Annotated in this window: 11 protein-coding genes; 1 reads left to right on the top strand and 10 read right to left on the bottom strand. The window is 56.3% G+C overall.

Annotated elements, in window-relative coordinates:
- Positions 1 to 13 precede the first annotated feature (13 nt).
- On the bottom strand, positions 14 to 916 hold the full coding sequence (locus CBW65_RS14360; protein WP_087457418.1) for a LysR family transcriptional regulator: 903 nt from the start codon (positions 914 to 916) through the stop codon (positions 14 to 16).
- A gap of 96 nt (positions 917 to 1,012) precedes the next feature.
- On the opposite strand from CBW65_RS14360, the gene CBW65_RS14355 reads away from it, so the two are divergent.
- A complete protein-coding gene (locus CBW65_RS14355; protein ID WP_157721953.1) occupies positions 1,013 to 2,212 on the top strand; it encodes an MFS transporter in 1,200 nt (399 codons plus the stop codon).
- Here the strand turns inward: CBW65_RS14355 and CBW65_RS14350 are convergent.
- From CBW65_RS14350 to CBW65_RS14310, 9 genes are all read right to left on the bottom strand, one after another.
- A complete protein-coding gene (locus CBW65_RS14350; RefSeq protein ID WP_087457416.1) occupies positions 2,175 to 3,098 on the bottom strand; it encodes an AEC family transporter in 924 nt (307 codons plus the stop codon). The two genes, CBW65_RS14355 and CBW65_RS14350, sit on opposite strands and share 38 nt — an antisense overlap.
- Before the next feature lie 130 nt (positions 3,099 to 3,228).
- The gene (locus CBW65_RS14345; protein ID WP_087457415.1) at positions 3,229 to 4,101 is read right to left on the bottom strand and encodes a LysR family transcriptional regulator; all 873 of its coding nucleotides are present in this window, start codon (positions 4,099 to 4,101) and stop codon (positions 3,229 to 3,231) included.
- Positions 4,098 to 4,823, bottom strand: a complete 726-nt coding sequence (locus CBW65_RS14340) for an HAD family hydrolase (RefSeq protein WP_087457414.1) — start codon at positions 4,821 to 4,823, stop codon at positions 4,098 to 4,100. Before CBW65_RS14340 ends, CBW65_RS14345 begins: the two co-directional genes overlap by 4 nt.
- Before the next feature lie 259 nt (positions 4,824 to 5,082).
- The gene (locus tag CBW65_RS14335) at positions 5,083 to 6,222 is read right to left on the bottom strand and encodes an acyl-CoA dehydrogenase (RefSeq protein WP_087457413.1); all 1,140 of its coding nucleotides are present in this window, start codon (positions 6,220 to 6,222) and stop codon (positions 5,083 to 5,085) included.
- A gap of 99 nt (positions 6,223 to 6,321) precedes the next feature.
- Positions 6,322 to 7,185, bottom strand: coding sequence for a hypothetical protein (locus tag CBW65_RS14330; protein WP_087457412.1), 864 nt, complete (start codon positions 7,183 to 7,185; stop codon positions 6,322 to 6,324).
- An 83-nt stretch (positions 7,186 to 7,268) separates the two neighbouring features.
- A complete protein-coding gene (rpoD, locus tag CBW65_RS14325; protein ID WP_087457411.1) occupies positions 7,269 to 8,417 on the bottom strand; it encodes an RNA polymerase sigma factor RpoD in 1,149 nt (382 codons plus the stop codon).
- Between the two features lie 38 nt (positions 8,418 to 8,455).
- Entirely contained in the window at positions 8,456 to 10,324 is a 1,869-nt protein-coding gene (gene dnaG, locus CBW65_RS14320; protein ID WP_157721952.1) for a DNA primase, read from the bottom strand.
- 398 nt (positions 10,325 to 10,722) lie between these two features.
- Positions 10,723 to 12,168 carry a pyruvate, phosphate dikinase gene (locus CBW65_RS14315; protein WP_157721951.1) on the bottom strand — a complete coding sequence of 482 codons (1,446 nt, stop codon included), beginning with the start codon at positions 12,166 to 12,168 and terminating at the stop codon, positions 10,723 to 10,725.
- Complete coding sequence (locus CBW65_RS14310; RefSeq protein WP_408646490.1) at positions 12,168 to 12,983, bottom strand: pyruvate, water dikinase regulatory protein; 816 nt, start codon at positions 12,981 to 12,983, stop codon at positions 12,168 to 12,170. Before CBW65_RS14310 ends, CBW65_RS14315 begins: the two co-directional genes overlap by 1 nt.
- Positions 12,984 to 12,986: the final 3 nt, after the last annotated feature.

Raw genomic sequence — 12,986 nt, 5'->3', positions numbered from 1 at the left:
AAGATAGTCAGTCTCAACTATTATATCCCAACTTGGCTTCTTCCCGAAACAAGCGGACAAACTCTTCCACCGCAGGAGGCAGGAGATCACGCCCGAGCTGCACCAAAACGCTTTTCCGGCTCAGCTTCGGCATCCCGTCGACCTGCAGTTCGACCAGCTCTCCGCTCATCAGCGCCCGTCCGGCCATCGCCCGCGTCAAGAGCGCCGCGCCTTGCCCGCGCAAGAGCAGATCGAGCGCCGTCTGCGGCGGCACTTCAATCTCGGTGCCAAGCTCGCGGATGAGCAGGGTCTGCCAGCCTTTGACCTCATGGCCCCAGTCGATCAGCCAAAACGGATTGGCTTCCTCCTTCAGCTCTTCCAGCGTGACCTTGCCCCGCTGTGCGAGCGGATGCGCGGCCGGGACGGCGACAAACAGCGGTTCTTCGACTTCGAGCAGTGTCGTTATATCGGCGTTCAGGTACGGCCAGATCATAAAGCCAATTTTGATAAAACCGTCATAGAGCATCTCGACGATCTCCCGGTTATGCCCCGTATGCACGGCGATCCCCAACTGCGGATTCTCCTCCCGCACCCGCGCCAAGGCGGACGCAAAAAATCCCGCCGCCAGCGTCGGCAGCGTGCCGATCACCACCTGTCCGCGCTTGCCCTGCTCGGCCAGCCTTGCCGTCTCCACCCCTTTGGACAGCACCGCCAACGCTTGCCGGGCATAAGGCAGGAAACTGCGCCCGAGCTCCGTCAATTCCAGCCTGCTCCCGCCGCGGAGCAGCAATGCGCCGCCGACCTCCTGCTCCAGTTGGCGCAGACGTGCCGAGATCGTTGGCTGGGAGATGTCCAAGACCCGCGCTGCTTTGCTGAAACTGCCCAGCCGCACGATCTGGTCGAACGTCTGCAGTTGATTGGTATCGATTCCTTTCACCTCACCCCATAAAAAAATCTAATAATCATTATAGATCATATCGGATTGATAAATAACCCCTCCCCTTGTACGATGATGGCTAAGGGAGGAGTTTTCGTGAATTATCTTATTCTTTTACGCACGCCGCACCTCGTGTGGCTCTGGCTGTCGCAAATGCTGTCCGCGTTTGGCGATCAGCTGTACATCATCGCCATCACTTGGATGGCGGTGCAACAGATGGGGAGCAGCGCAGGACTGCTCACCGGAGCGGGCACCGTCACCGCCTTGCTGCTTGGGCTGTTCGGCGGTGCCTATGCGGACCGCTTCGACCGGCGGAAAACGATGATCTTTTCAGACCTATTGCGCGCGCTCCTCGTTGGACTCCTGCCGCTCAGCTGGCATTGGCTCGGCGAAGGCACGCTGTGGCCGCTCTTGCTGGTCCACGTTCTGGTCGCCGCGCTTGGCACTTTGTTTCAGCCGGCGCTGCAGGCCAGCCTGCCCGCTTTGACCAAAGAGCCGGGCGTGCTGTATGCGGCCAATGCGCTGATCGACAGCACGCACCGCTTCGCCCGCATCCTCGGCCCCGGCCTGACCGGACTCTTGCTGCTGTGGCTGACCTTGCCCGACTTTTTCCTGCTCGACGCGCTGACTTATCTCGTCTCCGGCGCGGTGCTGTTCCTGATCGGTCAGGAGTTCCCCAAGCACCAGCCGCACACCGCCCGGCACAATCGGCTCGGGCAGGACATCCGCACCGCTTGGCAACTGCTCTTGCAGGACAAGACCCTGCTGTTTGCGCTGTGCAGCCTCGCCGTGGTCAACGTGGCGTGGGGCGCTGCTTTTATGATCGGCGCACCGCTTTTGTCGGACAGCGCCAGCGACTACGGGCTGATCGTCGCCGCTTACGGAATTGGCAACGTGCTATCCTTGCTCGTCACGGGCGGTCTGGCTGCACGAGTGGGATTTCGGGCGATGTTTATCGGCCAGCTGATCTTAGGCGCCGGATTTGCCGTGATGGGGGTCGGGACGCTTGGGATCGCGATGCTCGGCGCGGCGATCGCCGCTTTTGGCAGCCCGATTGGCGACCTGCTGATCCTCGGACGCATTCAGACCGGTTTTCCGGCGGAGCATGTCGGCAAGATGTATTCGATCCGCCAACTGCTCGCCGGAAGCGGCCTTGCTGCCGGACTGCTGCTGGCCGCGCCGCTTTTTCAAATCGTATCGCCGTCCACCGGCATCCTGCTCTGCGCATTGCTGATCATCGCCACCGGTCTGTACGGGCTCAAAAAAGCATCTTCGCTGCATAGACAACCAGCGTGACCGTCACGCAGCTGAGCAGCGTGGACAAGATCACCGCCTGCGCCGCATATTCCGGATGATTGTTATGCTCCAGCGCGAACAAAGCGCTGTTGCGGGAGACCGGGAAGGAACTGGCGATCAGCAGCGCTTGGGCCACCGTGCCTTCGATGCCAAGCAAGGTGATGATGAAATAGGCGATGACAGGTGCTGCAATGCAGCGCCCCGCCAGACTCAGCACCAGCGGCCAGTTGAGCCGGGCGATTTTCAGATGGGCGCTTTGTGCGCCTAAAGTCACTAGCGCCACCGCAAAAAATGCATTCCCGAGATACTCGAGCGGCCGGCCCGCGAAGTCGGGCAGTTCCAGATCTAGTGTATTGAAGCCCAACCCGAGCAGGAGCGCGTAGCAGATCGGATTTTTCAAAAATTCCTGCAGCACTTGCCAGCCTTTGGCGTTTACAGAGACGGAATTGAGATAGCCATACGTGTAGGTGAGCAGATTTTGATAGATCAGGACGATCACCTGCACCGACAAACCCAGCGGGTTGTTCGCAAACACCGCCTGGCTCACCGGCAAACCAAAGTTGCCCGAGTTCGGAAGCACCACGCTGTTCTGAAACGTTGCCGACAGCCCGCGCTCCCATCCGGACAGTTTGGCGACGGCGTAAGTTAAGAGGATCAGGCATCCGCTTTGCAAGAGCAGGAAGCTTAAAATATCGAGGACTGCCTCGCCCTCCAGATTGCTTTCATAAATGTTCAGAAATGAGACCGCAGGCATCAGCAGATAGGTGGTCAGCTTCGACAGCGTGCCCAGATCCATTTGGAATTTCCGATGCAACCATGCACCAAGCCCAATCAACAAGAAAACAGGCGCGATGACGTTCAACAGAATGACGAATAAAATATACATCTTCGTGCCCCCTTTCTCTCTTGATCATAGAACGGCTTTGCCATAACTTAAAATACCAATCGGATATCGCTTGCCATCACCAAATGGAATCGCAAAAAAAGCGCAGGAGCCTCCTGCGCTTTTCCGGCACTTACAGATCGTTTTTAAAATCCAGCTTTTCAGCAAACCGAACGAACTCGCGCACCAGCTTCGTTTCCAGCGCAGCTTCGCGGTAAAACATCCACGTTTGCCTGACGATCGGCGCTCCCTGCTCATCGCGCACGGTGATGCGGTGCAAATCCCGGTCCTTCTCCACCAAAGCGCTGGACAAAATGCCATACCCCAACCCGTTGATCACCATCTCACGGCAGGTGTCTCCTTTGTCCACTTCCATGCCGATCAGCGGCGGCTGCGCAAACGTGCGGCTCCACCAGTTCTCGATCAGCATGCGCATCAGCGGGTCCATCGCGTATTCGATCCGCGGCAGCTTCGGCAAGTCGGCCAGCTCGATTTTTTCTGTCGAAGCAACCGAAATGTCCTCCTCGAACAAAAGCTGTTTCGACTCCTGCCAGTGGTAATCCCCGCGCACAATCCCGATGTGCACCTGCTGATTGTAGACGAGATGAAACACATCCCGGCTCCATCCGGTCAGCACTTTAAAGTCCACCTGGGGAAATTGCTCGCGAAACAGCTTGAGCAGACGGGGCAGCTTGTGCTTGGAGATATAGTTCGAGACCCCCAGCCGCAGCGTTCCTCTGACCTCTGCGTCCAGATTCAGCGTCGTCTCCTTGATCTGACGCAGCCGCTCCAGCATCTCATCGGCACATTGAGCCAAATACTCGCCTTGCGCTGTGAAATGCACTCCTTTGGTGCCGCGCTCGACGAGGACCGCTTGAAATTCCTGTTCGATCCCCCGGATTCGTTTGGTCAGCGCCGGCTGCGACATGTACAAGCTTTCGGCCGCTTTCGTGATGTTTTGTTTCTCGTACAAAACTTTGAGGATCAGCCAGTCGCGATCGTTCATGCCAGCGAAGCGGCCAAACGAACAGGAACATCGCGCAGTTCCGCTACCGAGTTGTCGTCGGGCAATCCCAAGATCGGCGCGTCCTCGAAAATCCAGACCCGGCGCATCCCGAGGAAATCGGCCGGCTCGATGTCATGCGTGAAGCTGTCCCCGATCATCACTACGTCTTCAGCGGCGCATCCGGCAAGCGTTAAAGCATGTTCAAAATACAGCGGGTCCGGCTTCGAATAGCCGATCGACTGCGAGAACACCAGATGATCAAAATAGTCGAGCAGCCCGTGCGCCTGCAGCTTCGGCACCTGCGCCTCTTCCGCCCCGTTGGACAGGACGAGCAGTTTCACCCCTTGCTCCTTTGCCCACTTCAGCACGTCCTGCACGCCCGGCGCAGGCTGCCAATCGTCGGGGTGCTCGGTGAGCATCGCCGCATTCAGCTCTTCGGCCAATGCTGCCGCCTGCTCGTCTGGCACGCCAAACTTCTTCAACTGCTCGCGCCAAATATGTACTTTCACGCCTTCGACCGGCAGCAAGAGCTCTTTTTTGACCCATGCGCCCCACGAATGGTTGTTGATGCTGCGGTACGACATCAAAAAGTCCCGAGGTTCGCCAAACGATCTCTGAGGAAACTTCGCCTGCAGCTCTTCCCGCGCTTTTACTAAAAACGCCCCGCTGCCCTGTCCATGTGCGCCAAGCGTTCCATCCAGATCGAAAAATATCGCTTTCATCCTGCACACTCCTTCCCAACATCCAATAGGCAAAGGCAGACACCGTCAGCGTGCCTGCCCTCCTAAATATTTCCATTTCACGAGGAACTTCTCCTGCGCCAGTTCGCGAAGTTTGAATTTCTGCACCCTTTAAGAAAAAAAGCCCCCGCCCGGAAGGACGAGGGGGTGTTGCGGATTGTTGGTTGGTTGACTGCGTTCAATATACCCGTTCAAATGGATATTTGATTGCTGTTTAATAGTATATCGGATTTAGCTAAATTTAGCAACCGATATGACGAGCGATGACGATGCGTTGGATCTCGGAAGTGCCTTCGCCGATTTCCATCAGCTTCGCGTCGCGGAAGTAACGCTCTACCGGGTATTCTTTCATGTAGCCGTAGCCGCCATGAATTTGAACCGCCTGGTCGCAAGCGCGCATGCAGATCTCGGAAGCGAACAGTTTCGCCATCGCCGCTTCTTTGCCAAACGGCTTGCCTTGATCTTTCAGCCATGCTGCTTTGTGGACAGCGGTGCGCGCCAGTTCGATGTTCATCGCCATGTCAGCGAGCTTGAACTGGATCGCTTGGAACTTGGAGATCGATTGGCCAAACTGCTTGCGCTCCTGTGCGTATTGCAGGGAAGCGTCCAGCGCAGCTTGTGCGATACCGACCGACAGAGCGCCGATCGAGATGCGGCCGCCGTCGAGGGTCTTCATGAACTGGATGAAGCCGTTGTCGACCGTACCGAGCACGTTTTCTTTCGGAACGCGCACGTTGTCGAGGATGATCTCCGCGGTGTTCGAACCTTTCAGGCCAAGCTTTTCATACGGCGTGGAAGTCGAGAATCCCGGAGTATCGGTCGGAACGATGATCGCGGTGATGCCTTTCGACCCTTTGGAACGGTCGGTGACAGCGGTCACCACGCAGATCTTCGCGAAGGACACGTTGGTGATGAAGCATTTGGAACCGTTTACAACCCACTCATCGCCATCGAGCACAGCGGTGGTTTGCGTGCCGGATGCATCGGAGCCTGCGTTCGGCTCGGTCAGGCCAAATGCGCCGAGGATCTTGCCTTCTGCCAGCGGCACGAGCCACTTTTGCTTCTGCTCTTCGGTGCCGAATGCGTAAAACGGGTTGCAACCCAGGGATACTGCTGCCGCGTAGGACAGGCCGTGCGAACCGCAAGCGCGGCCAACTTCTTCGACTGCCAGCGCGTACGAGATCGTGTCAGCGCCAGCGCCGCCGTACTCTTCGGAGATCGGCAGGCCCAAGAGGCCGAGTTCGCCCATCTTCATAAACGTGTCAAACGGGAATTCGCCCGTCTTGTCAACATGCTCTGCGTTCGGTCTGATCTCAGCTTCCGCGAAATCGCGAACGGTGTTGCGAATCATAATCTGATCTTGCGTCAGATCAAAGTTCATTGAGATACCCTCCTCTATGGAAACGGAAAAATGAGTGCGTATTCATTCATCTAAAATCATTATACACAACCGCCGTCAGAAACGGCAATACTTTTCGCCCTATTGTGACACTTGTCCGACCCACTTTTTGATGCCCGGATGGTACACGATGAACAGCGTGATCAGCACCGCGAGCTTCAAAAACACGAGGATCTGCATGAAAAGGTCCATACTCAGCCCAAACACTAGCATCCGCAAATCAGGCCCAAATAATGCGAGCAGACCTCCCCCGAGAAAAACCGGCGCGATGTACACGCGGTATCGCCCCAGCACCGCAGCGAAAAACAGCGCCAGAAACGCAGGGATCATAAAATAGAAATGCTGCACACCATAGGAGCTTGTTCCGACTTGCGCGACAATTTCTAAGAAATTGGCGTACAACAGCAAGAGCCCAAGTGTCCCGATCCCGCTGACCAGCCGCGAGCGAAACACCGCTCCGGCCAGCAGCCAGACCAGAAACACCACAGCCATCGTGCCGCTGAGCGCCCCGCGATCGGCGAGCAGTCCGTCGGTGCTGAGGTAATAATATCCAACCAGTGCCACCATCACCACGGCGACAAACAGCCAAACTGTCTGTGCCAGCGAGCTTTTGCCCCGTTTTCGGTAGGCCATCAGGAATGGAATGGCCGTTCCGAGCAGGAGGACAGCAATTTGCATTGGCTCGGGAAACAAGGTAAAATTAAGGGCAAAGATCAAGAACAACAACAAGCCTGTGATCACAAGCAGCACCTTGCCGAGGACACCGCCGTTCGCGCTGGCTTTCCAGTTCGATTTGGCCTTGCTCCCCGCTTGTTGATCATGCGAAAAGGCATCGCCTTCCGCGTATAGGTTCATCAAAAAGTCGCAATATTCGGTCGGGATCAGTCTGCTCTCACGCCACTTCTTGATCTCGCCGATGATCAGTTTCTTCTGCTCAGGGTTCAAAGATTCACGCCTCCCGGATAAATCGCATAAAAAAGCACTCACCAAGAAAGAAGTGAGTGCTGCGAAGGTTCGAAGGTATTGTTCTATTCAAGGAAATCCTTGAGACGCTTAGAGCGGCTCGGATGGCGCAGCTTGCGCAGCGCTTTCGCCTCAATCTGACGAATCCGCTCACGAGTGACGCCAAAGACTTTCCCGACTTCTTCGAGCGTGCGGGTACGGCCGTCATCGAGACCGAAGCGCAGGCGGAGCACGTTTTCTTCACGTTCTGTCAGCGTATCGAGCACATCTTCCAACTGCTCCTTGAGCAGTTCGTAGGCAGCCGCATCTGCAGGCGCCAGTGCATCCTGGTCTTCGATGAAGTCGCCGAGGTGCGAATCGTCCTCTTCGCCGATCGGCGTTTCGAGCGATACCGGCTCTTGAGCGATCTTCAGAATCTCGCGGACTTTGTCCGGGCTCATGTCCATCTCAGCTGCAATCTCTTCGGCGGTAGGTTCGCGCCCGAGTTCTTGCAAGAGTTGACGGGAGATGCGGATCAGCTTGTTGATCGTCTCCACCATGTGTACCGGAATCCGGATCGTTCTGGCCTGGTCTGCGATCGCACGAGTGATCGCCTGACGAATCCACCAGGTGGCATACGTAGAAAACTTAAACCCTTTTTGGTGATCGAACTTCTCAACAGCCTTGATCAGACCCATATTCCCCTCTTGGATCAGGTCAAGGAACAGCATGCCACGGCCGACATAGCGCTTGGCGATCGAGACCACCAGTCGCAAGTTCGCTTCAGCCAGGCGGCGCTTCGCTTCTTCATCCCCTTTTTCGATGCGCAGCGCCAAGTTGATCTCTTCTTCAGCAGAAAGCAGCGGCACACGGCCGATCTCTTTCAGATACATGCGGACCGGGTCGTTGATTTTGATGCCCGGCGGAACGCTCAGATCTTCGAGGTCGAATTCCTCTTCTTCATCGAGGCTTTTCGGGCCGTCTTCATCCTCATCGTCGTCATCATCTTCAAACGGCTGTTCATCGTCCGCTTCATTGATCACCTCGACCCCTTGCTCCGAGAGGTGGTCAAAGAATTCGTCGATCTGATCCGAATCCTGATCGAAAGCGGAAAGTTTGTCCATAATCTCACTGTAGGTGATTACGCCGCGCTTTTTCCCGATTTCGACAAGCATCTGTTTTACATCTTCCAAAGACATCTGTTGAGTGTCTGTGTGTTTCACTTTTTTCACCATCCCGACCCCTCCTTCCCTAAGGAGTAGTTAACGAACGTTTATATTTCGGCTTGCGCAATTTCCAGAGATTGAATCATTGACTTCACACGATTCATTTCGTCGTATGCCGTCTGCATTCCTTCTGTATCGCCTCGATTTCCACAATCGATCATCTGCCGTTCATAACGTTTCATTTCCAGTTGCAAATGATACACCTTGATGCGTTGAATATATTCACGTACCAGGGCGTCTACACGATCAGACCGCCGATCCAAGTGATCCGCTTCCATCGCAAGAGCAGTCGCCAGCTTCAAAAGCTCACGGTCCTCAAGGCCGCCGATAAACAGCGAGAGGTCCGCCTGTGTGTGTTCTGCGTAAAACGCGTAAAGATGGGCGGCCAGCGCCCCATGCTCATCCACAGAAAATTCGTCTGCCAGCGTGTATTGAACTTGTCTAGCTACCCCTTCATCGATTAACATATAAGTAAGGAGTTTCCGCTCTGCGTTGATATGAGCCGGCAACAGTTGTCCTGTGCTCGCAAAGCTCACTTCACCCGCATTATTTCTATTAGTATTCCACTTCCTGTCAGGTTTATCCCCCGCAGGAGGGCTTTTCTTGGCGAGCGCAAGTTCCTTCTCCATGGCCTCTTTGGGATAGCCGAACTCCTCGCTGAGTTCGCGCAGGAGCGTTTCCAGTTCAATCGGTGAACCGACCGTGACGAGCAGTTTGTGAATCACTTCTTTGATATAGTCTTCCTTGCCGGATTGTGTGCCAAGGTTGAACTCTTTTCGAAGCGAATGCATGCGAAACGCCGTCATCGAGCTTGAGTTGTCAAGCACGACACGAACGAACGCGTCTTTGCCGTATTTGCGCAGGAACTCATCCGGGTCCAATCCGTCCGGGATTGTTGCGACCCTGGCTTTCACAGTTGCGCCTGATTCTTTGATGACTTCGGACGATCTTACGGCTGCTTTCTGACCGGCAGCGTCACCGTCGTACATCATGACGATCTCTTCTACGTTGCGTTGCAAGAGTCGAACCTGATCGTTCGTCAAGGCGGTTCCCAAGGCAGCCACCGTGTTCGGTATGCCGTGCTGATAGGCCATGATCACATCCATGTACCCTTCGAGCAGAATCACGCGCCCCTCTTGCCGCATCACCGGTCGTGCCCGATGCAAGTTGTAGAGATGGCGTCCTTTGGAGAACAACGGCGTCTCCGGAGAGTTGAGGTATTTCGGCTCCCCTTTGTCGAGAATCCGTCCGCCAAATCCAATCACCTGTCCCTGGCCGTCATGGATGGGAAACATCACACGATGGCGGAACTTGTCGTAGTATCTGCCTTTATATTTCTCGCTTTGCGACAATAACCCTGCTTCAACGAGCAAATCTTCGGCAAATCCCCGTTTTAAGAGGAATTTTACGAGCACATCCCACGCGTTTGGCGCATAGCCGAGCTGAAAGGTCTCGATGATCGTCTTGGTGATGCCACGCGATTCGAGATACCGAAGCCCGGGCAGGCCCGCATCGGTGTTCATCAGGATGTGGTGATAGTATTTTGCCGCCAAATCGTGCGCGCGAAACATCTCTTTGCGCCGCTTGTACTCGGGCGAATCGATGTCTTCCAACTCTTCGACAGGAAGTGCGATGTTGGCGCGCTTGGCCAGTTGTTCCACCGCTTCGAAAAAGGTGATCCCTTCCTTATCCCTCAGGAAAGAGAACAGATTGCCGCTCGCGCCGCAGCCAAAACAGTGGTAAAGCTGTTTGTCCTGCGAGACGGAAAACGACGGCGATTTCTCATTGTGGAACGGACAGCAGCCCATATACCCGCGACCGCTCTTCTTCAGTGGCACATATTCACCAATCACATCAACGATGTCGAAATGTTGACGTACTCGTTCGATGATTTCCTCAGGCAGACGTTTTTTCATCGTATCACCCTCGTCTGTCATTGAGTACGTAAAATATTCGCCAACATTCAACAATATCCTTCTGTGCCTATCACACAAAATCGAACGCACAGAATGGTGTACCGAAGCAAAGATATTCTACGATGCACAGTGATTTCCTGCTCACAAAAACACATTTTGACACGTTTCGACAAAAAATCACTTCTAAGCCTCTAAAGTACGTCCCTAGTATAGACGCGCATCTACAAAAATATTCCGCGCTTGAGCGCATGCTGGTTGATTTGTCAAGAGCGAAAACAACATTTCTTAAATATGTACGCCTCTTTCGCCAAAAAATCCTTCCGATTTGCAAATTCCCTGCCTTTCGACACAGAAAGTTCACAAGCATAGAAAAAACCCCTGTCTGTTAACAGGGGTTTTTATGCATTGTTGTCCACGGTTAACCACTTCCAAAACACGTCCACTTCCGGCGGCACATCCGGTTTCGCCAGCGGCAGCGCACCGGCGAAGATGCGTCCCGTTGCGCCGTCCAGTGTCAGGACATCCCCTTCGGAGAAGAGTTGTCCGCCGATCTCCACCGTTCGGGCCGCAAGGTTGATCACCACCGCCGAACAGCCGACGATGCAGGGCTTGCCGAGCGGCAGCGCCGTGACGGCGGCGTGTGACGTGGTGCCGCCAAACGCGGTCAGGATGCCGCGGGATTCGGTCATCGCCTCATAGTCGTCCGGATCGGTCTCGCGCCGCACGAGCAGCACGGCGTGTCCGGCGCGGCTCTGTTCCAGTGCCGTCTCTGCGTCGAGGGCGATGCGCCCGCTCGCAGCGCCCGGCAGGGCCGGAATGCCTTCCGCCAGCGGGGCTGCCTGCACAGTCGGGTCGAGCCTGGGATGCAGAAGTTTGTTCAGTTCCTGCAATTGAACTCGCTGCACCGCATCCGCCCGGTCGAGCAGCCCTGCCTGCACCAGATCGACAGCGATCTTCACCGCCGCCTGCACGGTACGCTTGCCGTCCCGCGTCTGGAGCAGATAAAGCGCTCCGTCTTGGACAGTAAACTCGATCTCCTGCATATCTTGGTAGTGCGCTTCCAGTTGCCGGGCCGCCGTTAGCAGTTCTGCATAGACATGGGGCATCGTTGCACGCAGCGTCTCGATCGGCTCCGGCGTCAAGGCGCCGGCGACCACATCTTCCCCCTGCGCTCCGTACAGGATCTCGCCGTGCAGAGCCGGTTCGCCGCTCGCCGGATGGCGGGAAAACACCACCCCGGCGGCCGAACGTGCGCCGAGATTGCCAAACACCATCTCCTGCACATTCACCGCCGTATACAGCTCGTCAGAAATCCCGTGAATCTGCCGGTAGACGACCGCCCGCCGGTTGTTCCAGGAGTCAAATACCGCACAGACCGCTTGAAACAGCTGCTCCAGCGGCGACTCCGGAATCTCGCGGCTGACAACCGCACCGTACATCTCGTGCAGCCTGCGCTGGCAATCGGCGGCGAACTTGCTGTCCCCCGTCTGCTCAGCCAACCCTTGCACCACCGCTTCATTCAGCCCGAGATTCAGCACCGTGTCCATCATGCCGGGCATCGACTCAGCGGCGCCGGAGCGGATGGCGAGCAGCAGCGGATGAGCAGGGTCACCGAAGCGTTTGCCTGTCCGCTGCTCCAAGCCGCGCAGGTGACGCAGCAAATTTTCGCGAAGCTCCGGGGTCAGCGTCCGTCCTGCTGCGTAGTAGGCGCGGCAGGCTGCGGTGGTCAACGTAAACCCGTCCGGGACGCGATACCCGAGGCGCATCAGCTCAGCCAGCCCCGCGCCTTTGTTCCCGAGCAAATGCTGCAGTTCACGGCTGCCTTCTGCAAACGGGACGATCACTAGCGGCCGCTCCCCCGTTTGATCTGGTCCACGATGATGCTGGTGGTCTCTTCCACCGCCTTGTTGGACACATTGATCACCGGGCAGCCGACTTTCTCCATGATCCGCTCCGCATATTCGAGCTCCATCTTGATCCGTTCAAATGCCGCATAGTTCGCTTCTTCCCGCAATCCCAACGCTTTCAGGCGCTCCGTGCGGATCAGATTGAGTTCGCTCGCCGAGATGGTCAGGCCAATCACCTTGTGCGGCGACACTTCAAACAGCTCTTCGGGCGGCTCCACTTCCGGCACCAGCGGCACGTTGGCCGCTTTCAGGCGCTTGTGCGCGAGGAACATCGAGAGCGGCGTCTTCGATGTGCGCGACACCCCGATCAGAATCACATCGGCGCGGAGCAGACCGCGCGGATCTTTGCCGTCATCGTATTTCACGGCGAACTCAATCGCTTCGACACGGCGGAAATACTCATCGTCCAGCTTGTGCACCAGACCGGGGCGGTTTTTCGGTTCGGCTTGGAACGTCGTTTGGAACGCCGACACCATCGGCCCCATGATGTCGACGGCAGTCACGCCATGCTCGACCGCTTCCCGGACCAGCCCTTCCTTCAATTCCGGAATGACCAGCGTATAGGCGATCAGCGCGCCAATCTCCTTGGCGGCTTGCACCGTTTCCCGGATCGGCTCCATATCATCGACGTAGGAAATCCGTCTGATCTCCGCGCGGCTGCCATTAAACTGGCTCGCAGCCGCCCGCACCACAAATTCGGCCGTTTCGCCCACAGAGTCTGAAATCACATACACGATCGGCGTCATCCGCATCCC

The organism is Tumebacillus avium (genome assembly GCF_002162355.1).
Classification (GTDB): Bacteria; Bacillota; Bacilli; order Tumebacillales; family Tumebacillaceae; genus Tumebacillus_A; species Tumebacillus_A avium.
This window is presented reverse-complemented; position numbering and strand designations above follow the sequence as displayed.